The organism is Streptomyces sp. NPDC093600 (assembly GCF_044764755.1).
In the GTDB taxonomy this organism is placed as follows: domain Bacteria; phylum Actinomycetota; class Actinomycetes; order Streptomycetales; family Streptomycetaceae; genus Streptomyces.
On record NZ_JBIWIU010000001.1, the window covers coordinates 938,422 to 959,546 of the forward strand.

The window sequence follows — 21,125 nt, forward strand, 5'->3', positions numbered from 1 at the left end:
TCAGACTCCGAGCATTTCGGTCCACATCGTCGGGAAGTCCGGCAACGTCTTGGCCGTCGTGGCCACGTTCTCGATCTGCACACCCTCGACCGCGAGACCGATGATCGCGCCCGCCGTCGCCATCCGGTGGTCGTGGTACGTGCGGAAGACACCGCCGTGCAGCGGGCGCGGGCGGATGTGCAGACCGTCCTCGGTCTCCGTCACATCGCCGCCGAGCTCGTTGATCTCCTTGGTGAGCGCCGCGAGGCGGTCCGTCTCGTGGAGCCGCAGATGGGCGACGCCGCGCAGCGTGGACGGGGAGTCGGCCAGCGCCGCGACCGCCGCGATGCCGGGGGTCAGCTCGCCGACCTCGCCCAGGTCGACGTCGATGCCGTGGATCCGGCCCGTGCCCGTGAAGGTCAGCCCGGCGTCGGTCAGCTCGCAGGAGCCACCCATCTCGGTGAAGATCTCACGCAGCGCGTCACCGGGCTGGGTGGTGCGGGCCGGCCAGTCCGGGACGGTGACCCGGCCGCCGGTGACCAGGGCCGCGGCCAGGAACGGCTGGGCGTTGGACAGGTCAGGCTCCACCGTCAGGTCACGGCCGAGCAGCGCCGAGGGGGAGACCCGCCACACGTTCGGCTCGCCGCCCGTCTCCGGCTCGTCGACCTGGGCGCCGACCAGCCGCAGCATGTCGACGGTCATCCGGATGTGCGGGAGGGACGGCAGCTTCGCACCGACATGGCGTACCTCCACCCCCTGGTTGAAGCGGGGTGCCGAGAGCAGCAGGGCGCTGACGAACTGCGAGGACGAGGAGGCGTCGATCTCCACCGGGCCGCCCTCCAGGGCGCCACCGCCGTGCACGGTCATCGGCAGCGCGCCGCGGCCGTCGTCCTCGACCCGGGCGCCCAGCACCCGCAGCGCGTCGATCACGCCATGGAGCGGCCGCTCGTGCGAACGGGCGTCGCCGTCGAAGTGCACCGGCCCGTCGGCGAGCGCGGCGACCGGCGGCAAAAAGCGCATGACCGTCCCGGCGTTGCCGACGTCCACGGTCGCCGGGCCGCGCAGCGTGGCCGGAATGATCCGCCAGGCCTCGCCCGTACCGTCCGGGCCCACGCCCTCCTCGATACGGACGCCCAGCGTGCGCAGCGCCTCCGCCATCAGCAGCGTGTCGCGGGAGCGCAGCGGGCGGCGCAGCCAGCCCGGCTCGGCGGCGAGCGCGGCGAGGACCAGGCCGCGGTTGGTGACCGACTTGGACCCGGGCACGGTGACGGTCGCGTCGACTGCTCCGCTCGCGTACGGGGCGGGCCAGAGGTCGGTGGAAAGGTCGGTGTGCTCGGAGCGTTCGGTCATGCCCCTCACTTTAGTGGGGCCCCGCCGACTACAGCCCCAGCAGCCAGCGGCCTCCGCCGATCAGGGAACAGATCGAGACCGCGTGGAAGAGGAAGAGCCACATCGCCGCGTGCGCGTGCGTGAGGCGGGCGAGCTGGTCGACGTCGGAGTCCGGCGCGCCTCCGTGGCGCCTCTTGCGCTGGAGCTCGAAGACCGGCCGGACCCCGCCGATCAGCAGGAACCAGACGACGGCGTACGCGAACGCCGACTGGACGTCCGGCCCGGTCAGCCAGGAGACCAGGAGGAAGGCCCCGCCCGTCAGGAGGACGGTGAAGATCCCGTACACGTTGCGGACCATCACCAGCAGGGCCAGCAGCAGCGCGGTCGCCACCCACAGCAGCAGGGTGATCCGGTGGTCGGCGAGCAGCCAGGCGCCGCCGAGGCCGAGCAGCGGGGCGGCGGTGTAGCCGGCGGCCGCCGTCAGGATCATCCCGATGCCCGTCGGACGGCCGCGCGAGACGGTCAGGCCGCTGGTGTCGGAGTGCAGCCGGATGGACTGGAGCCGGCGGCCGGTGACCAGGGCGATCAGACCGTGGCCGCCCTCGTGGGCGATGGTGATCGCGTTGCGCGACAGCCGCCAGGCCATCCGGGGGACGACGACGGCGAGCGCGGCCACCGCGGTGACGAGCACCAGCCACTGCTCGGGGGCGGGCTGGGTGCCGAGGACTTCGGTCATTTTCTGGACGGCCTCCTCGGAGCGGACGTGGATCGTGGCAGTGTGGCACGTATGTGCGGAAGGTATGCGGCGAGCAGGCGGCCCGAGGACCTGGTCGGTCTCTTCGGGGTCGAGAAGTGGGAGCCCGAGGAGACCCTGGCTCCGGACTGGAACGTGGCCCCCACCAAAGAGGTCCACGCGGTACTGGAGCGTCCTCTGAAAGACGCGGAATCACCCCGGCCGGTTCGCCAGCTCCGCACGCTGAAATGGGGCCTCGTGCCCTCCTGGTCGAAGACACCGGAGGGCGCCGCCCGGATGATCAACGCGCGGGCGGAGACGGTGCACGACAAGCCCTCGTTCAAGCGGGCCTTCTCCGCGCGCCGGTGCATCCTGCCCGCCGACGGTTATTACGAGTGGGTGACCGGGTCCGGCGAGCGGGAGCTGGAGGTCGAGGGGAAGAAGAAGCGGCCGCGGAAGCAGCCGTACTTCGTCACCCCGGCGGACGGCTCGGTGTTCGCGATGGCCGGCCTCTACGAGTTCTGGCGGGACCGGACGCTGCCCGACGACCACCCGGCGGCGTGGTGGGTGACGTGCTCGGTCATCACCACGGAGGCGGCGAAGGACCCGCTGGGCGTCGCACCGGCGGAGGGGCCCCGCTCCCTGGCCGACATCCACCCCCGGATGCCCCTCATGCTGACCCCGGACCACTGGGACGCCTGGCTGGACCCGCGCAGGACGGACGTGGAGGAGCTGCGCTCCCTCCTCGCGCCGCCGCCGGGGGGCCTGATGCGGGCGTTCCCGGTGGCGACCGCGGTCAGCGACGTCCGCAACAACGGGCCCGAACTCCTGAAGGAGCTGGAGGGGCCGGAGCTCGGCACGCTCTTCTGACCCCGGGCTGCCACGCCCCGGCGCCCCCGGGCGGCAGGATGGGGACGTGACGAAGAGCGAGATCGTATCGACCGAGGCCGGGGACGCGCGGATCACCTGGCACCCCGGGAAGAAGCCCTGGGCGGTCCTCGCCCTCGGCCATGGCGCCGGGGGCGGGATCGAGGCACGGGACCTGGTGGCCCTCGCCGAGGCGCTGCCCGCCCACGGGGTGAGCGTGGCGCTCGTCGAACAGCCCTGGCGGGTCGCCGGGAAGAAGCTCGCGCCCGCGCCGAAGACCCTGGACGCCGGGTGGCGCGGGATCTGGCCGGCGCTCGCGAAGCCGGGCCTGCCGGTGATCGCGGGCGGACGCAGCGCCGGCGCCCGGGTCGCCTGCCGCACCGGCGCGGAGCTCGGCGCGGCCGCCGTACTCGCCCTGAGCTTCCCCCTCCATCCGCCCGGCAGGCCCGAACGGTCCCGCGCCGAGGAGCTCCTCGGCACCGGCCTGCCCACCCTCGTCGTCCAGGGCGGCAACGACCCCTTCGGCAGGCCCGAGGAGTTCCCCGGGATCGAGGCGGCGCGCCCCGGGCACGGCCGTGCCCGGGTGGTGAGGGGAGACGGAGGGGAGTACACGCTCGTCGAGGTACCCCACGGCGATCACGGCTTCGCCGTCGCCAAGCGCGCCCCCGTCGGCCAGGACGAGACCCTCGCCCTCATCACCGCCGAAGTCACCACGTGGGCCACATCACTTCGGTGACCCCGGGCGCCGCCCGGGAATGTCGAGCGCGTGACCTCTGTTGTGACGGACATCGGTGTGAGAGCAAAGGAAGAGGGAGTCCGTCGCATGGGTTCGACCATCTGCCCCGAACGCCCGCAGGCCGCTGACCTCGACTGGACGGTGCTGCCCGCGGCCAGGGTCGCCCCTATTCGGGCGGCGGGCGGAGCGGTTCCTCGTCTATCCTCCGAAACGAGCGGGTCCGCATTCGGGTTCGCCGCAGCGTTGGAGGAGGTGGGTCCGGTCACTGGGACCGACACAGGGACCGACGACGGCCCCGAGGAGACGACCGCGGAGCGCAACGCGCGCTTCGAGCGGGACGCCCTCGGCTACCTCGACCAGATGTACTCCGCCGCGCTGCGCATGACGCGCAATCCCGCGGACGCGGAGGACCTGGTGCAGGAGACGTACGCCAAGGCGTACGGCTCCTTCCACCAGTTCCGCGAGGGTACGAACCTGAAGGCCTGGCTGTACCGGATCCTCACCAACACCTTCATCAACTCGTACCGCAAGAAGCAGCGTGAACCCCAGCGCAGCGCCGCCGAGGAGATCGAGGACTGGCAGCTCGCCCGCGCCGAGTCGCACATGTCGACCGGTCTGCGGTCCGCCGAGTCCCAGGCTCTCGACCACCTCCCCGACTCCGACGTCAAGGAAGCGCTCCAGGCGATCCCGGAGGAGTTCCGCATCGCCGTCTATCTCGCCGACGTAGAGGGCTTTGCGTACAAGGAGATCGCGGACATCATGGGGACACCCATCGGTACGGTGATGTCCCGACTGCACCGGGGCCGCCGCCAGCTGCGCGGCATGCTCGAGGACTACGCCCGCGACCGCGGGCTGGTTCCCGCGGGCGCCGGAGAGTCGTCGAACGATCTGAAAGGCTCGGGCTCATGAGCTGCGGAGAGCCGCACGAGACGGACTGCTCAGAGGTCCTGGATCATCTCTACGAGTTCCTCGACCGCGAGATGCCCGACAGTGACTGCACCAAGTTCGAGGTGCACTTCGAGGAGTGCTCCCCGTGCCTGGAGAAGTACGGCCTGGAGCAGGCGGTGAAGAAGCTCGTCAAGCGGTGCTGCGGCAGCGACGACGTGCCCACCGATCTGCGGGCCAAGGTGATGGGCCGGATCGACCTGATCCGCTCGGGCCAGGCGGTGCCCGAGCAGGACGTGACGGCGACCGCCCAGGAATGACCCCGCGGGCGTGACGCCCGACGCCGAGGAAAGGGCCGCCGCGATGTGATCGCGGTGGCCCTCGTGCGTATATCAGCTTGTATCACCCGAAGGTGCGAATCCGTCGCACCTCGCCGCCCCGGGCCGCCCGACTCGCTAGCGTGGCCGGGGTGATGGGCGTGATGGTGATTCCACGAGCGGCACGCGGGTACATCTGCTGCGCCCTGCTCGGCGCCGCCCTGTGCTGCGCGCCCGCCCTGCGCCCCGGCGCGCAGACCCCGTGGAGCACGGTGGTCCTGCTCGCCGCCCTGTACGCCGTCTGCGAACTGCCCGCCCGCTGCCGCCTCCTCAACCGGGCGCTCGGCGGCTCGCTGTTCATGGGCGCCGGCTCCTTCTTCCCCGTCCTGCTGGCCGCCGCACTGCTCCTGCCGCCCGCCGCGGCCGCGCTCACCGCGCTGCCCGGAGCGCTCGTCGCCCGGGTGGAGCAGCCCCCGGCGGCGGTACGGCGGGCCTGGCGGGCGGCCCAGCTGGTGATCGCGGTCTGGGCCGCCGGACTCGTCGCCGGGGCCCTGCGCCGCGACGACGCCCTCGGCAGCGGCCCGCACGCCCCCGACTTCCCCTACGTGCTGGTCCCGGCCGGCGCCTCCGCGCTCACCTTCTGCCTGGTCCTGACCGCCCTGGACGGCGGGATCCGGGCCACCGCCGAAGGAGTGTCCGCGCGCACCGCCTGGCGCGGTCTTCTCGGCCGGGCGCTCGCCTCGCACACGGTGCACGGGCTCGCCGGACTGATGATGGCGGTGCTCTGGCTCAGTACGTACGGACCCGTCGCCGCGCTCTTCGTCCTGCTCCCCATGTACATCTCCTGCTGGGTGTTCGCCCAGTACCACCGCGAACGGGCCGCCCACCAGGCGACGATCCGCGCCCTCGTCCAGGCCGTCGACATCAAGGACGGCTACACCCGCGGGCACAGTGAACGGGTCGGCCGCGCCTCGGTGCTGATCGCCCGTGAGCTCGGCATGGCGGAGGAGCGGCTGGAGATCCTGCGGTTCGCCGGGATCCTCCACGACGTCGGGAAGCTCGGGGTGCCGACGCGGGTGCTGAGGAAGGACGGCCCGCTGACCCCGGAGGAGCGCCGGATCATCGAACTCCATCCGGAGTACGGACACGAGATCGTGCGGGGAATCGGTTTCCTCGGGGAGGCGCGGTCGGCGATCCTGCACCACCACGAACGGATGGACGGCAGCGGGTACCCCTACGGGCTCACCGGGCAGCAGATCCCGGAGTTCGCCCGCGTGGTCGCCGTCGCCGACGCCTTCGACGCGATGACGTCGACCCGCTGCTACAGCCGCGCACGGCCGGTGGAGACGGCGGTGGCGGAGCTGGAGCGGTGCGCGGGCAGCCACTTCGACCCGCGGATGGTACGGGCGCTGGTACGGGCCCTGGACCGGCACGGCTGGCAGAAGGCGGTCACCGCCGACGAGGCCCCGCTGCCGGGCGACGGCGTCCCGCTGCCGCGCCCGCCGGCGACGACCGGCGGCGACGAGGCGGCCGGTGGGGGCGCCGTGTCCGGCTCGGGCGGGGCGCCTGGCAGCCGGGGGGCGCCCGGCGGCCGGGAGGCGCCCCGTAAGGGTCAGGCGCCCGGCACGCGGGAGACGCCCGGCACGCGGGAGGGGCCCCGTAAGGGTCCGGCGCCCGGTGCCGGTGGCGCGCCCGTCGTGCCCGTGCCGAGCACCCGGGCGCCCAAGGGGCGCCGGTGAGAGGCGGAACGGCCACCGTCCGGGCCGTCCACGGCTCGGCGCTCCTGCTCACCGCCGGCGGGTTCGCCTCGACGCTCTGGTACGGCGTCGCCCAGCCCGGCACCGCCCTCGCCTTCGGGGCCCTCATCGCCCTCGGTGAGCTCGCCCGCTGGGGCACTCCGCGAAAGCGGGGAGTACCCCCCGTACTCGAAGAGCTACGGGGGAGGGAACCCGCCCCGCTCGCCGCCGCCGGGGCGCTCGCGTACGCCCTGCTCGGCGAGAGCGGGGGCAGCCCCAGCACCCACGACGTACCGCAGATCATCGCGGTCGTCGTCGCCGGCGGGCTCGTCGGCATCGTGCCGCACGTGGCCCGGGACAAGGGCCCCGACCTCGACCACCTCGCCCGGCGCGTCCTCACCGTCTGCTTCGCCGCCCTCTGCTTCCAGCCGCTCTACAACAGCGGCTGGGTCACCCGCCATCTCGGCCAGGGCTCCTCCTACGCCCTCTTCCTGCTTCTCCTGCTCCTCCTCACCGCCCTGTGCGACGCCGTCCTCGCCGCCCTGATGCTCCGGGCCCGCACCGGGCACCCCTACGGGCCGCTGCTCCGGGACGAGCTGCGCGCCCTGATCGGCATCGGCTCCGCCGTCTGCGCCACCGGCGCCGTCATGGCCCTCGGCGTGGCCGCCGCGGGACTGTGGGCGCTGCCGGTCTTCTGCGTGCCGCTGCTGCTCACCCAGGTCTCCTTCCGCCGCTACACCGCCGTGCGCACCACCAACGGCCAGACCATCGCCTCCCTCGCCCGCGCCACCGAGATCGCCGGCTACACCCCGCCCGGCCACGCCCGCAGGGTCGCCGCCCTGAGCACCGCCGTCGGACGCGAGCTGGGCCTGTCCGGGCCCGAGCTGACCGTCCTGGAGTACGCCGCGCTCATGCACGACATCGGGCAGCTCTCCCTGGTCGACCCCGTCCCCAAGGGCGCCACGGCCCTCCTGCCGGCCGAGGAACAGCGCCGGATAGCGCTCCTCGGGGGCGCCGTGGTGCGCCAGACCGGCGTCGCGCGGGCCGTCGCCGTGGTCGTGGAACGGCAGGCGGACCCCTACCGGGAACAGCCGCTGCCCGCCCGGATCGTCCGTACCGTCAACGCGTACGACGATCTCGCGGCGGGCAGGGCCGGCGGCGCCCTGAGAGCACTGGAACGCCTGCGTCTCGGCACCGCCCACGACTTCCATCCGGAGGTGGTGGAGTCCCTGGCCAGAGTCCTCGCACGAGGCGGCGTCACCCCCCTCCCTCCTGGGTAACCCATGGGTAATGAGCGCGCGTCCAACCGGGCATGGTTGGATGCGAACAAGAGGGTGAAGCGACCGGCAGGCGGGAATCGTGAGGATCTTCGGGAAGGTACGGCATCGGCCCTCCGCCTCGTGGCGGCAGGCCACCGACCGCGCGTTCACGCTGATCGGTGACGGCCGGTACGAGGACGCGGGCGCGCTGCTGACGCGCGCGGCGGACCTGGAGCCCTGGCTCTCGGAGTCCTGGTTCAACCTGGCCCTGCTGCACAAGTTCCGGCACGACTGGGAACAGGCCAGGGCCGCCGGGCTGCGCGCCGTCGCGCTGCTCGACAAGGAGACCGGCGCTCCCGACTGGTGGAACGTCGGCATCGCCGCCACCGCGCTCCAGGACTGGCCGCTGGCGCGCCGCGCCTGGCAGGCCTACGGACTGAAGGTGCCCGGCGCCTCCGCCGGTACGGGCGAGCCCGCCGGAATGGAGCTGGGCAGCGCGGCCGTACGGCTCTCGCCCGAGGGCGAGGCCGAGGTCGTGTGGGGCCGCAGGCTCGACCCGGCCCGGATCGAGGTGCTCTCCATCCCGCTGCCGTCGTCCGGGCGGCGCTGGGGCGAGGTCGTCCTCCACGACGGCGTGCCCAACGGCGAGCGGACCACCACCGCGGGGCCCTCCTACCCCGTCTTCGACGAGATCGAGCTGTGGGCGCCCTCGCCCGTCCCCACCTGGGTGGTCCTCCTGGAGGCCGCGACCGAGGCCGACCGGGACGCCCTGGAGCAGCTCGCCGCCGACGCCGGATTCGCCGCCGAGGACTGGTCCTCCTCGGTGCGGCTGCTCTGCCGCGCCTGCTCCGAGTCGACCATGCCCAGCGCCGAGGGCGAGGGCGAGCACCTCGACCCGCACGACCACAGCGAACCGGGCCACCCCGGCCCGCTCGGGCACCGCTCACCCGGCGAGCTGTGGGTTCCCGAACGCGAGTGCGGTATCGCGGCCCCCGCCGGCCTGGTCCGCGGGCTCCTCGACGGCTGGGTCGCGGACAGCCCGGACAGCCGTGAGTGGCGGGATCTCGAAGAGGTCTGCTGACCATTGCCCGTAGGCTGTACGCGACCATCGCTGGGGTTTTGAGGAAGGCGCAGAAGCGACATGGCGCAGCAGGAGACGGACGAGCAGATCAACGACGGGTTCGTCGTGGACACGGAGGACTGCGAGGCGCGTGAGCTCGCCCACCGTGAGCGCGGCACCGCACGCCCGATCACGGTCGTCGGCAACCCGGTGCTCCACAAGGAGTGCAAGGACGTCACCGAGTTCGACGACAAGCTCGCGGCGCTGATCGACGACATGTTCGCCAGCCAGAAGGCGGCCGAGGGCGTGGGCCTGGCCGCCAACCAGATCGGTGTGGACCTCAAGGTCTTCGTCTACGACTGCCCGGACGACGACGGTGTGCGGCACACCGGTGTCGTGGTCAACCCGGTCCTCCAGGACCTGCCGGCCGACCGCCGCGTCCTCGACGACTCCAACGAGGGCTGCCTCTCCGTCCCCACCGCGTACGCCTCGCTGGCGCGCCCGGACTACGCCGAGGTGCACGGCCAGGACGCCAAGGGCAACCCGATCAAGGTCCGCGGCACCGGCTACTTCGCCCGCTGCCTGCAGCACGAGACGGACCACCTCTACGGCTACCTCTACATCGACCGCCTCTCCAAGCGCGACCGCAAGGACGCCCTCCGGCAGATGGCCGAGGGCACGCCGCGCTACGAGACCGTCCCGAACGACTGACGCGAGCCGCTTCGCGTCCGCACGGCGCGGTGGCCGGCCCATCCGACCGCCGCGCCGATCGCGTACCAGAAGAGGTCCGGCGCGTTGAACGACGTACCGAGCACGAGCCGCGCGAGTACTGTGCGCGGCCGGCGCCGCCGGCACGCCGCTGAGCTGGAACAGCTCATGCCCGTCGTTGCCGTGCCAGTGCCATGGGTGACGACCACCTTGGGGAGCATCGGCAGCGGACCATACGCCCCTCCGCCTTCATGGCCCCGGCCCCTTCCGGGAAGCCGTACCGGTGGCTCACCGAGGCCGCGCGGCTCGGCGCACGGCCCCACAGCACCCTGCTGGAAGTGGCCGAGGCGCAGCCTCCGGCCGACGTCTGCCGCCTTGGGTCTCGGGCGTGGCGAAACGGCACTGCTGCGCAGTCAGGTGCTGTCCATCGACGACGAACCGGCGGAACTCGTGCTGTCCTACTACCCCTTGAGTATTGCCCGCTCCACCGCTCTCATGGAGAGACGCAAGATCAAGGGCGGCACCCCGACGCTCCTGGCCGCCTTGGGCTTCCCGCCGCGGCTCAGCGTCGACCGGGTCTCGATTTCAGTGCCTGAGGCCACGTCCCCCGTCGCACGAGATGGGGGACGTGGCCGGCATGCAGTGGTGCCTCAGAAGTCCTCGTCCAGGTCCACCGAGCCCTCGACCGCGACCTGGTAGGCCGACGGGCGGCGCTCGAAGAAGTTCGTCAGTTCCTGGACGCCCTGGAGCTCCATGAACGCGAACGGGTTCTCCGAGCCGTACACCGGGGCGAAGCCGAGGCGGGTGAGCCGCTGGTCGGCGACGCACTGGAGGTATTCGCGCATCGACTCGGTGTTCATGCCCGGCAGTCCGTCGCCGCACAGGTCCCGGCCGAACTGCAGCTCCGCCTCCACGGCCTCCTTCAGCATGTCCGTGACCTGCTGCCGGAGCGCGTCGTCGAAGAGGTCCGGCTCCTCCTTGCGGACGGTGTCCACGACCTCGAAGGCGAAGTTCATGTGCATCGTCTCGTCCCGGAACACCCAGTTGGTGCCGGTGGCCAGGCCGTGCAGCAGGCCGCGCGAGCGGAACCAGTACACGTACGCGAAGGCGCCGTAGAAGAACAGGCCCTCGATGCAGGCGGCGAAGCAGATCAGGTTGAGCAGGAAGCGGCGGCGGTCGGCCTTCGTCTCCAGACGCTCGATCTTCTCCACCGAGTCCATCCAGCGGAAGCAGAACTGCGCCTTCTCGCGGATGGAGGGGATGTTCTCGACGGCGGCGAACGCGGCGGTGCGGTCCTCCGGGTCGGGCAGGTAGGTGTCGAGCAGCGTCAGGTAGAACTGGACGTGCACGGCCTCCTCGAACAGCTGGCGCGAGAGGTACAGCCGCGCTTCGGGGGAGTTGATGTGCTTGTAGAGCGTCAGCACGAGGTTGTTGGCGACGATCGAGTCACCGGTCGCGAAGAACGCCACCAGCCGGCCGATCATGTGCTGCTCGCCCGGTGTCAGCTTGGCGAGGTCGGCGACGTCCGAGTGGAGGTCGACCTCCTCCACGGTCCAGGTGTTCTTGATCGCGTCCCGGTAGCGCTCGTAGAAGTCCGGGTAGCGCATCGGACGCAGGGTCAGCTCGAAGCCCGGGTCGAGCAGGTTCTTGTCAACGGACATTACTGGCAGGCCTCGCAGGACTCGGGGTTTTCGAGGGAGCAGGCGACGGCGTCTTCCGGCGTCGCCTGTACGGGAATCGGGGCGGCGGCCTGGGCGGCGCGGGCGATCCGGGTCGCCGGGCGGGAGCGCAGGTAGTACGTCGTCTTCAGGCCCTGCTTCCAGGCGTACGCGTACATGGACGACAGCTTGCCGATCGTCGGCGTCTCCAGGAACAGGTTCAGGGACTGCGACTGGTCCAGGAACGGGGTGCGGGCCGCCGCCATGTCGATGAGGCCGCGCTGCGGGATCTCCCACGCCGTCCGGTACAGCTCGCGCACCTCGGCCGGGACCCAGGTGAAGCCGGCCACCGAGCCGTTGGACTCGCGCAGCGCCTCACGGGTCTGCGCGTCCCACACGCCGAGCCGCTTCAGCTCGTCCACCAGGTAGGAGTTGACCTGGAGGAACTCGCCGGAGAGCGTCTCGCGCTTGAAGAGGTTGGAGACCTGCGGCTCGATGCACTCGTACACGCCCGCGATCGAGGCGATCGTCGCGGTCGGCGCGATGGCGAGCAGAAGGCTGTTGCGCATGCCGACCGCCGCGATCCGCTCGCGCAGGGCGGCCCAGCGCTCGGGCCAGTTCAGCTCCACGTCGTAGTGGTCGGGGTGCAGGACGCCCCGGGCGGTGCGGGTCTTCTCCCAGGCCGGGAGGGGGCCGTTGCGCTCGGCGAGGTCGGCGGATGCCTCGTACGCGGCGAGCATGATCCGCTCGGCGATCCGCGTCGACAGGGCGCGTGCCTCGGGCGAGTCGAAGGGCAGCTTCAGCTGGAAGAAGACGTCCTGGAGGCCCATCGCGCCCAGGCCCACAGGCCGCCACTTGGCGTTGGAGCGCCCGGCCTGCTCGGTCGGGTAGAAGTTGATGTCCACGACCCGGTCGAGGAAGGTGACGGCCGTACGGACGGTCGCGTCGAGCCGCTCCCAGTCGATGTCACCGCCGGTCACGAAGGCGCCCAGGTTGACCGAACCGAGGTTGCAGACGGCCGTCTCGCCGTCGTCCGTCACCTCCAGGATCTCCGTGCAGAGGTTGGAGGAGTGGACCGTGTGGCCCGGCTCCGCCGTCTGGTTGGCGGTCCGGTTCGAGGCGTCCTTGAAGGTCATCCAGCCGTTGCCGGTCTGGGCCAGCGTGCGCATCATCCGGCCGTACAGGTCGCGGGCCGGCATGGTCTTGCGGGCCAGGCCCCTGGACTCGGCGGCGCGGTAGGCGGCGTCGAACTCGTCGCCCCACAGGTCGACCAGCTCGGGCACGTCGGCGGGGGAGAACAGCGACCACTCGGCGTCGGCGTTCACCCGGCGCATGAACTCGTCGGGGATCCAGTGCGCCAGGTTGAGGTTGTGCGTACGCCGCTGGTCCTCACCGGTGTTGTCGCGCAGCTCCAGGAACTCCTCGATGTCCGCGTGCCAGGTCTCCAGGTAGACGGCGGCCGCGCCCTTGCGGCGCCCGCCCTGGTTCACGGCGGCGACGGAGGCGTCCAGGGTCTTCAGGAACGGCACGATGCCGTTGGAGTGCCCGTTGGTGCCGCGGATCAGCGAACCGCGGGCGCGGATGCGGGAGTACGAAAGACCGATGCCGCCGGCGTGCTTGGAGAGCCGGGCGACCTGGTGGTAGCGGTCGTAGATGGAGTCCAGCTCGTCCAGCGGCGAGTCGAGCAGATAGCACGACGACATCTGCGGGTGGCGGGTGCCGGAGTTGAACAGCGTGGGGGAGGAGGGGAGGTAGTCGAGCCGGCTCATCAGCCCGTACAGCGCCGCGACCTCGTCCAGCGCCCGTACGGAATCGTCCTCGGCCAGCCCGGCCGCGACCCGCAGCATGAAGTGCTGGGGCGTCTCGATCACCTTGCGGGTGATCGGGTGCCGGAGCAGATAGCGCGAGTACAGCGTCCGCAGCCCGAAGTAGCCGAACCGGTCGTCGGCGGCCGGGTCGATCAGCGCGTCCATCCGGTCCGCGTGGGCGGCCACGAACGCGGCCGTACGGTCCGCGATCAGACCCTCCCGGTGCCCCACCGCCACCGACGCCGAGAACGCCACCGCGCCCTGCCCGGCGGCCTCCTCCGCGATGGTCCGGGTCAGCAGCCGGGCCGCGAGCCGGGAGTACGCCGGGTCCTCGGCGATCAGACCGGCGGCCGCCTCGGTGGCCAGCTCCCGCAGCTCCGCCTCGTCCGAGGCGGCGTTGCGGCCGCGCAGCGCCGCGGCGGCGACCTTGCCCGGGTCGGTGTCGGGGAGGTCGGCGGTGAGGTCGGTCAGGGTCCGGAGCAGCAGCGTCCCGGGTCCGTCGCTCTCGATCGCCGCGGCCGGATCGGCTGGCGCGATGGTCACGTGGGGCTCTCCCTCGCTCGGCCCGGGGGGCGGCGACGGGGAGGCGGACGGCAGGCGCACCCGTACGCGGGCGCGCTCCGTGTCCACCGGCCCACTCCGCGAGGCCCGGACGACTCTGGCACCCGGAACGGACGGACCGGGCGCACTGTCGGCAGGTGTTCGGACTCGAAGGAGCGCAAAAGCACGCCAACACACCGTTGCGGGACAGTTCCGGATTTCCACCGGATTCCCCTGCGGCGACAGCGAGCACGAGCATACATGTGGGGGGCGCTTCTCGAAGCACCCCCCACATGTAGTGGCGTTGGGTGTCGGAGCTCCTCGCCGAAGCCGAGGTGTCCGTCGTCGGGGAGACGCGCGCGGTGAGTTCGCCGGGGGCCTCACATAGCGGGCCGCCGCCTCCCCGGGAGGGGGGAAGGCGGCGGCCCGTCGGACGGCCGGTGAGGGCTCAGCAGCAGCGGAACCCCTCGCGCGGATCGGCTTCCCGCGCGTCGGTGCGGCTGCGCTCGAACTCCCGCCGGGTCATCACCTCGGCGTCCGGGTCGCAGCTTCTGGCGTGGGCGACGTACCGGTCGTAGACGGCCTCGCCGGACAGCTCCCGCACGTACCAGCGGATCGCGTGCACCGCGCGCCGCAGATGGCGGACCGTGTTCGCCGTGCTCGTGCTCATGCCGAGCCGGTCCCGGTCGGCACGTCACCCCGCGGCTCGCCCGGTGCGCTCTCCTTACGCATGCCGCCTCCGGCGCCGAGTCCGGCGGCCACCAGCTCCGCCTTCTCCTCCTTCGTGGGGAACATGCCGGCGGGCGCGACGAGTTTCGACTCGGTGTGCGGCGCCTCGGAGAGCCGGACGCCCTCCGGGTTCCTGATCGCCTTGAAGCAGACCCGGCCCGCGTCGGCGATCACCACGATGATGAGGATCGCGAACAGCGCGGACAGCACGCCGTCCACGGTGGAGTTGGTGACGACGGTGTGCATGTCGTCGATCGACTTGGCGGGCGGGAGCACCTTGTCGGCGTCGATGCCCGCCTGGTACTTGTCCCGCTGGGCGAAGAAGCCGACCCTCGGGTCCTCGGAGAAGATCTTCTGCCAGCTCGCGGTCAGGGTGACGGCGACGTCCCAGGCGAGCGGGACGCCGGTGACCCAGGCCCACTTCAGGCGACCGGACTTGATGAGCAGCGTGGTGCAGACGGCCAGCGCCACGGCGGCGAGCAGCTGGTTGGCGATGCCGAACAGCGGGAACAGCTGGTTGATACCGCCCAGCGGGTCGTGCACGCCGACCCAGAGGAAGTAGCCCCAGCCGCCGACGACGACCGCGCTGGCGAACCAGACGCCCGGCTTCCAGCTGACCTGGCGGAACGGCTTGTAGACGTTGCCCAGCATGTCCTGGAGCATGAACCGGCCGACGCGGGTTCCCGCGTCCACGGTCGTGAGGATGAACAGAGCCTCGAACATGATCGCGAAGTGGTACCAGAAGGCCTTCATCGCGGTACCGCCGATGACGGCGGAGAAGATCTCCGACATGCCGAGCGCGAAGGTCGGGGCGCCGCCGGTACGCGAGAGCAGGCTCGCCTCCTCGACGTCCTTGGCCGCCTGGGCCAGCGCCTCGGGGGTGATGGTGAAGCCCAGGTTGGCGACGGCCTCGGAGGCTGACTGGACCGTGGTGCCGACGACTCCGGCGGGGGAGTTGATGGCGAAGTACAGACCCGGGTCGATGATGCACGCGGTGATCATCGCCATGATGGCGACGAACGACTCGGTGAGCATGGCCCCGTAGCCGATCATCCGGACCTGCGTCTCCTTCTGGATCATCTTCGGGGTGGTGCCCGAGGAGACCAGGGAGTGGAAGCCGGAGAGCGCGCCGCAGGCGATGGTGATGAAGACGAACGGGAACATCGAGCCGGCGAAGACGGGACCGTCGCCGCGCGTCGCGAAGTCCGTGACGGCGTCCATCTTCATGGTCGGCAGGGCGATGACCACGCCGAGCGCGAGGAAGACGATGGTGCCGACCTTCATGAAGGTCGACAGGTAGTCGCGGGGCGCGAGCAGCATCCAGACCGGGAGCACGGAGGCCAGGAAGCCGTACACGATCATCCAGATGACCAGGGTGCCCGGTTCGAGGGTGAAGGTGTCGGCCCAGGACGACTCGGCGACCCAGCCGCCCGCGACGATGGCGAGCAGCAGCAGCGCCACGCCGATGACCGAGACCTCGGTGACCCGGCCCGGGCGCAGGACGCGCAGGTAGACGCCCATCAGCAGGGCGATCGGGATCGTCATGCCGATGGAGAAGACGCCCCACGGGGAGTGGGCGAGGGCGTTGACGATGACCAGGGCCAGCACCGCGAGCAGGATGATCATGATGGCGAAGACCGCGATCAGCGCGGCGGCGCCACCGAACGGGCCGATCTCGTCACGGGCCATCTGGCCCAGCGACCGGCCGTTGCGCCGGGTGGAGAAGAACAGCGTCACCATGTCCTGGACGGCGCCGGCGAAGATGACGCCGACGATGATCCAGATGGTGCCCGGCAGATAGCCCATCTGCGCGGCGAGCACCGGGCCGACCAGCGGGCCCGCGCCGGCGACCGCCGCGAAGTGGTGTCCGAAGAGCACCCTGCGGTCGGTCGGGTGGAAGTCGACACCGTTGTCGAGGCGCTCGGCGGGAGTGGCCCGTGTCTTGTCGACCTTCAGTACGCGCCGTGCGATGAACCGGGCGTAGAAGCGGTAGGCGATCGCGTACGAGCCGAGCGCGGCCGCGAGCATCCAGGCGGCGGAGACGTCCTCACCGCGGGAGAGCGCGAGTACGGCCCAGCCCGCCGCGCCCACCAGGGCGACGAGCGACCAGATGGCGATGGACTTGGGAGTGAGGCCTTTTCGCCCTGTATCGGGTGTTGCTTCCGGCTCTGGCATTGCTGCAACCGTCCCCTCACTGATCACCGTGTAATGCGCAGGAAATCTAGGCGCTGGCTTCGCGCAGCGTCACCCCCCGTCCGCATATCGGTACGGCAACGCTTTTCCGCTCAACTGCCCGGCGGGGAACGCCGAAGGCCCCGCGGAGGGTGCTCCGCGGGGCCTTTCGGGGGCGTTCGGGGGTGTTCGGCAGGTGGGTCTCAGCCGTTGGGGCGCTTGAGCCGTGCGACGAACTTGTACCGGTCGCCGCGGTAGACCGAACGCACCCACTCCACGGGCTCCCCCTGGGCGTCCAGCGAGTGCCGGGAGAGCATCAGCATCGGCAGGCCCACGTCCGTACCGAGCAGACCGGCCTCGCGCGGGGTGGCCAGCGAGGTCTCGATCGTCTCCTCGGCCTCCGCGAGGTGCACGTCGTACACCTCGGCGAGCGCGGTGTAGAGCGAGGTGTACTTCACCAGCGAACGGCGCAGCGCGGGGAAGCGCTTGGCGGACAGGTGCGTGGTCTCGATCGCCATCGGCTCGCCGCTGGCGAGGCGCAGCCGCTCGATCCGCAGCACCCGCCCGCCCGCCGCGATGTCGAGCAGTCCGGCGAGGGTGTCGTCGGCGGTGACGTAACCGATGTCGAGCAGCTGCGAGGTGGGCTCCAGGCCCTGGGCCCGCATGTCCTCGGTGTAGGAGGTGAGCTGCAGCGCCTGGGAGACCTTGGGCTTGGCCACGAACGTGCCCTTGCCCTGGATGCGTTCGAGGCGGCCCTCGACGACCAGCTCCTGGAGGGCCTGGCGCACGGTGGTGCGTGAGGTGTCGAACTCGGCGGCGAGGGTGCGCTCCGGCGGGACGGGCGTGCCGGGCGGCAGGGTCTCCGTCATGTCGAGCAAGTGCCGCTTCAGTCGGTAGTACTTGGGCACGCGCGCGGTACGGGTGGCGGCACCGCCCTCCGTCTCCGTGCTGCCCGGGTCCGTGGCCATGCTCCGCCTTCCCGACTCCTGTGCTGCTGCCGTCACCGGCTCCTCCGTCTGTCGCGGCTCACATGGTGGCACGGACCGGTCACGGGTCGTCGCCCTCCCTCAGGTGTCGGTCCGATAACGGACGCGACTGCCCTTCTTATACACCCTTGACACCCCTAAAGGTCTAGGCCAAGCTCCCGGTACTGGTCTAAACCATTAAAGACCAGCTCCCAGCCCCAAACGAGCGTTACTCGGCGTATGTCTTCGCGCGGCGGGCAGGGGTTGCAGGCATCCCTGAGGAGGGTGGCGTGAAGCGCAAGCTCATCGCGGCGATCGGCGTCGCGGGCATGATGATCAGCATCGCGGCGTGCGGCGGTTCCGGCAAGGGTGGGGACTCGGCCGGGGGCGACGTCAAGGAGATCACCGTCTGGCTGACGGTCGACGCCCAGAACAACTGGCCCGAGCTGGTCAAGGCCGCCGACGACGCTGTGACGAAGAAGCACCCGGGCATCAAGATCAACCACGAGTACTACGGCTGGCCGGACAAGAACACCAAGCTCGACGCCGTACTCGCCACGGACAAGGCCCCGGATGTTGTCGAGATGGGCAACACCGAGATGATCAGCTACATGGCCAAGGGCGCCTTCGCCGAGGTCGACGCGTCGAAGTTCGAGAACTCCGACAAGTGGCTCGACGCGCTCAAGGACTCGGTCACCTACAACGGCAAGACCTACGGCGTCCCCTACTACGCCGGTGGCCGCGTGGGCACCTGGCGCAAGGACATCGCCGCCGAGGCGGGCGTCAAGGCCGCCCCGAAGACCTGGGCCGAGCTGACCGCCGCGCTCGACGCCATCCAGAAGAAGAAGGGCGACAAGTTCAGCGCCTGGTACCAGCCGTCGCCCGACTGGTACGCCGCGATGTCCTTCGTCTACGACGCCGGCGGCTCCATCGCCGAGCAGAACGGCGAGACCTGGAAGGCGAACCTGTCCTCGCCCGAGTCCCTCAAGGGCCTCAACGAGTACAAGAACATCGTCGACAAGTACATGCACGGCGACAAGACCAAGGACGAGTCCGACCGCCCGGTCGTCTTCGGCCAGGGCAACGCCGCCACGATGTTCGCCGCCGGGTGGGAGGGCGCCACCGCCGCCGACCCGAAGACCGACAAGGTCGGCGGGCTGAAGGACAAGCTCGAGAACTTTGTGATGCCCGGCCCGTCGGGCAAGAACCTCCCCGTCTTCCTCGGCGGCTCGGACCTGGCCATCCCGGTCAAGTCCAAGGCGCAGGGCGTCGCGGCCGAGTGGATCGCCGCCTTCACCGGCGCCGAGGGCCAGAAGGGCCTCGTCGCCAAGGGCAACCTGCCCAACAACAAGGCGGACCTCGCCCCGTTGAAGTCCGACCCGGCGACCGCCGTCCCGGCCACCGCGGCCGAGTCGAGCTGGTTCGTCCCGACCGCTCCCGGCTGGGGCCAGGTCGAGAAGGCCCAGACCCTCAAGACGATGCTCATCGACATCGCCAACGGCAAGAAGTCGGTCGAGGCCGCCGCCAAGGAGGCGGACGCCGCGATCGACAAGGTCATCAACACCAAGTGACCTAGGAGCAGGGCCCCCTGGCGAGTCAGCCGAAGGGGCGCCCGGGTGTCGAAAGGGAGAGCGCGCGGAGGGCCGCGAGGAACGAGCGGCCCGAGCACGGTCGACCGTCGACGCACGGTGAGAGCGCCCCGGAGGAGAACCGAGCCTCGAAAAAGGGGCCGCGGGGCCCTGCTTCCCGTATGCACGAGAGGGATCGCTGAGGAGCACGGGATGAGTGCCGCAGACACAACCACCGCGAAGGTGCCGCCGGTGCGGCAATCGCCACCATCCGGCCCGCGGGCCGGTGCCCCGAGGCCGGGGAAGAAGCCCACCGGCGGCGGAGGCGGGATCCCCTGGCTCCTGCTCGCGCCCTGCCTGCTCGTCCTGCTCCTGGTGCTCGGCTATCCGCTCGTGCGCCTGGTCACCCTCTCCTTCCAGCGCTTCGGCCAGCCGCAGCTCTGGGGCTTCCAGGAGGCGGAGTCGGCCGGCTTCGCCAACTTCGCCACGATCCTGTCCGACGGCGAGTTCTGGGCCGTGGTCCTGCGGACCGTGATCTTCGCGGGCGGCGCGGTGATCCTCACCATGGTGCTCGGCATGATGATCGCGCTGCTGCTGCAGAAGGTCTCCGGCTGGGTCAAGGCGCTGATCAACATCGTGCTCGTGGCGAGCTGGGGCATGCCCATCATCGTCGCGACCGCCATCTTCAAATGGCTCTTCGACGCCGACTACGGCGTGCTCAACTGGCTGCTGGACAAGCTGCCCGGCGTGGACATGATCGGCCACAACTGGTTCGCCAGCGGCCCGCAGGGCCTCGCCGTGATCGTGCTCCTCGTCGTCTGGGGCGCCGTGCCCTTCGTCGTGATCACCCTGAGCGCCGGTCTGACACAGGTGCCCAAGGAGCTCGTAGAGGCCGCCCGCCTCGACGGCGCCGGGGCCTGGGGCGTCTTCCGGTTCGTCACCCTGCCGATCCTCAAGCCGATCATCGTCATGCTGACGACGCTCTCGGTCATCTGGGACATGGGCGTCTTCCCCCAGGTCTACGTCATGCGCAACGGCCACCCCGAGGCCGAGTTCCAGCTCCTCACCACGTACTCGTTCGACAAGGCGTTCGTCGTCAACGACTACGGCACCGGCTCCGCCATCGCCCTCGTCACGGTCGCGCTGCTGCTGGGCGTCGTCGCCGTCTACATGCGCCAGATGCTCAAGATCGGAGAGGTGGAGTGACCACGACCACCCCGGCCCCGGCCGCCCCGGCCCCCGGCGTCACCCGCCCCCGCCGGTCCAAGCTCGGCTGGAACCTGCTCGGGCTGCTCGTCTTCGTCGTCGTCGGCTTCCCGGTCTACTGGATGGTGAACACGGCCCTCAAGCCGGCCAAGGACGCCATCGACCCGAACCCGCACTTCTTCCCCTCCACCTTCACGCTGGAGAACTTCAAGCGCGCCCTGGAGATCGCGGACTTCTGGGGGCCGGTCGGGCGCAGCCTGGTCGTCTCGGCCACGGTCGTCGTCATCGGCATCGTCGTCGGGATGCTGGCGGCCCTCGCCATCTCCCGGTTCGCCTTCCGCGGCCGCAAGATCGTGATCGTCGGCATCCTCGCGGTCCAGATGATCCCGCTCGTCGCGATGATCATCCCCGTCTTCCTGATGCTCAACGATCTCGGTCAGTACGACAGGATCAGCGGCCTGATCATCACCTATCTCACCTTCATCCTCCCCTTCACGGTGTGGACCCTGCGCGGCTTCATCGTGAACATCCCCAAGGAGCTGGAGGAAGCCGCCCAGGTCGACGGCTGCACCCGCACCGGTGCGTTCGTCCGGGTCGTCTTCCCCCTGCTCGCGCCGGGCATGGTCGCCACGTCCGTGTACGGCTTCATCCAGGCGTGGAACGAGTACCTCTACGCGCTGATGCTGATGAGCCAGCAGAACCAGACGGCCACCGTCTGGCTCTCCAACTTCATCACGAAGAACGGCACCGAGTACGCCCCGATGATGGCCGGCTCCACCATGATGGCCGTCCCCATCGTGATCCTCTTCCTCCTTGTCCAGCGCAAGATGGCCGCGGGACTGACCGCGGGCGCGGTGAAGGGATAACGCC

At 70.8% G+C, this 21,125-nt stretch carries 18 protein-coding genes, 1 pseudogene and 1 riboswitch; of the genes and pseudogenes, 12 read left to right on the forward strand and 7 right to left on the reverse strand.

Going from position 1 to position 21,125, the window contains the following annotated elements; translation table 11 throughout:
- Both aroA and ACIRB4_RS04600 read right to left on the reverse strand, forming a co-directional pair.
- Window positions 1-1,329 carry a 3-phosphoshikimate 1-carboxyvinyltransferase gene (gene aroA / locus ACIRB4_RS04595; protein ID WP_403288386.1) on the reverse strand — a complete coding sequence of 443 codons (1,329 nt, stop codon included), beginning with the start codon at window positions 1,327-1,329 and terminating at the stop codon, window positions 1-3.
- Window positions 1,330-1,357: 28 nt separating this feature from the next.
- On the reverse strand, window positions 1,358-2,044 hold the full coding sequence (locus ACIRB4_RS04600; protein ID WP_403288387.1) for a M50 family metallopeptidase: 687 nt from the start codon (window positions 2,042-2,044) through the stop codon (window positions 1,358-1,360).
- Between the two features lie 51 nt (window positions 2,045-2,095).
- Here ACIRB4_RS04600 and ACIRB4_RS04605 point away from each other — a divergent pair, with 51 nt between their 5' ends.
- From ACIRB4_RS04605 to ACIRB4_RS04645, 9 genes and pseudogenes are all read left to right on the forward strand, one after another.
- A complete protein-coding gene (locus ACIRB4_RS04605) occupies window positions 2,096-2,911 on the forward strand; it encodes an SOS response-associated peptidase (protein WP_403288388.1) in 816 nt (271 codons plus the stop codon).
- A gap of 46 nt (window positions 2,912-2,957) precedes the next feature.
- Entirely contained in the window at window positions 2,958-3,644 is a 687-nt protein-coding gene (locus ACIRB4_RS04610; protein WP_403288389.1) for an alpha/beta family hydrolase, read from the forward strand.
- 252 nt (window positions 3,645-3,896) lie between these two features.
- The gene (locus ACIRB4_RS04615) at window positions 3,897-4,553 is read left to right on the forward strand and encodes a sigma-70 family RNA polymerase sigma factor (protein WP_352186978.1); all 657 of its coding nucleotides are present in this window, start codon (window positions 3,897-3,899) and stop codon (window positions 4,551-4,553) included.
- Window positions 4,550-4,849 (forward strand): mycothiol system anti-sigma-R factor, encoded by a 300-nt coding sequence (rsrA, locus tag ACIRB4_RS04620; protein WP_361436466.1) that lies wholly within the window; start codon window positions 4,550-4,552, stop codon window positions 4,847-4,849. The genes ACIRB4_RS04615 and rsrA overlap by 4 nt, the downstream gene beginning before the upstream one ends.
- A 152-nt stretch (window positions 4,850-5,001) precedes the next feature.
- The gene (locus ACIRB4_RS04625; protein WP_403288390.1) at window positions 5,002-6,585 is read left to right on the forward strand and encodes an HD-GYP domain-containing protein; all 1,584 of its coding nucleotides are present in this window, start codon (window positions 5,002-5,004) and stop codon (window positions 6,583-6,585) included.
- Window positions 6,582-7,862, forward strand: coding sequence for an HD-GYP domain-containing protein (locus ACIRB4_RS04630; protein ID WP_403288391.1), 1,281 nt, complete (start codon window positions 6,582-6,584; stop codon window positions 7,860-7,862). Before ACIRB4_RS04625 ends, ACIRB4_RS04630 begins: the two co-directional genes overlap by 4 nt.
- Window positions 7,863-7,941: 79 nt before the next feature.
- Window positions 7,942-8,922, forward strand: coding sequence for a hypothetical protein (locus ACIRB4_RS04635; RefSeq protein WP_318103157.1), 981 nt, complete (start codon window positions 7,942-7,944; stop codon window positions 8,920-8,922).
- 60 nt (window positions 8,923-8,982) lie between these two features.
- Window positions 8,983-9,612 carry a peptide deformylase gene (gene def / locus ACIRB4_RS04640; protein ID WP_403288392.1) on the forward strand — a complete coding sequence of 210 codons (630 nt, stop codon included), beginning with the start codon at window positions 8,983-8,985 and terminating at the stop codon, window positions 9,610-9,612.
- A gap of 212 nt (window positions 9,613-9,824) precedes the next feature.
- Window positions 9,825-10,203: pseudogene (locus tag ACIRB4_RS04645) on the forward strand (UTRA domain-containing protein); the annotation flags it as partial.
- Window positions 10,204-10,259: 56 nt separating this feature from the next.
- On the opposite strand, the gene ACIRB4_RS04650 reads toward ACIRB4_RS04645, so the two are convergent.
- The 5 genes from ACIRB4_RS04650 to ACIRB4_RS04670 form a co-directional block, all read right to left on the reverse strand.
- Window positions 10,260-11,270, reverse strand: coding sequence for a ribonucleotide-diphosphate reductase subunit beta (locus ACIRB4_RS04650; protein ID WP_403288393.1), 1,011 nt, complete (start codon window positions 11,268-11,270; stop codon window positions 10,260-10,262).
- On the reverse strand, window positions 11,270-13,618 hold the full coding sequence (locus tag ACIRB4_RS04655) for a ribonucleoside-diphosphate reductase subunit alpha (protein ID WP_403288394.1): 2,349 nt from the start codon (window positions 13,616-13,618) through the stop codon (window positions 11,270-11,272). The genes ACIRB4_RS04650 and ACIRB4_RS04655 overlap by 1 nt, the downstream gene beginning before the upstream one ends.
- 132 nt (window positions 13,619-13,750) lie before the next feature.
- Window positions 13,751-13,891, reverse strand: a riboswitch (cobalamin riboswitch).
- Window positions 13,892-14,063: 172 nt separating this feature from the next.
- Window positions 14,064-14,285: a YbdD/YjiX family protein gene (locus ACIRB4_RS04660; protein WP_403288395.1), complete on the reverse strand. Its 222-nt coding sequence runs from the start codon at window positions 14,283-14,285 to the stop codon at window positions 14,064-14,066.
- On the reverse strand, window positions 14,282-16,519 hold the full coding sequence (locus tag ACIRB4_RS04665) for a carbon starvation CstA family protein (protein WP_403288396.1): 2,238 nt from the start codon (window positions 16,517-16,519) through the stop codon (window positions 14,282-14,284). The genes ACIRB4_RS04660 and ACIRB4_RS04665 overlap by 4 nt, the downstream gene beginning before the upstream one ends.
- Window positions 16,520-16,719: 200 nt before the next feature.
- Window positions 16,720-17,484 (reverse strand): GntR family transcriptional regulator, encoded by a 765-nt coding sequence (locus tag ACIRB4_RS04670; RefSeq protein WP_403288397.1) that lies wholly within the window; start codon window positions 17,482-17,484, stop codon window positions 16,720-16,722.
- Window positions 17,485-17,771: 287 nt separating this feature from the next.
- Between ACIRB4_RS04670 and ACIRB4_RS04675 the strand changes: the two genes are divergently transcribed.
- From ACIRB4_RS04675 to ACIRB4_RS04685, 3 genes are all read left to right on the forward strand, one after another.
- Complete coding sequence (locus tag ACIRB4_RS04675; protein ID WP_403288398.1) at window positions 17,772-19,052, forward strand: extracellular solute-binding protein; 1,281 nt, start codon at window positions 17,772-17,774, stop codon at window positions 19,050-19,052.
- A gap of 210 nt (window positions 19,053-19,262) precedes the next feature.
- Window positions 19,263-20,255: a carbohydrate ABC transporter permease gene (locus ACIRB4_RS04680; RefSeq protein WP_403288399.1), complete on the forward strand. Its 993-nt coding sequence runs from the start codon at window positions 19,263-19,265 to the stop codon at window positions 20,253-20,255.
- Window positions 20,252-21,121: a carbohydrate ABC transporter permease gene (locus tag ACIRB4_RS04685; RefSeq protein ID WP_403288401.1), complete on the forward strand. Its 870-nt coding sequence runs from the start codon at window positions 20,252-20,254 to the stop codon at window positions 21,119-21,121. The genes ACIRB4_RS04680 and ACIRB4_RS04685 overlap by 4 nt, the downstream gene beginning before the upstream one ends.
- Window positions 21,122-21,125: the final 4 nt, after the last annotated feature.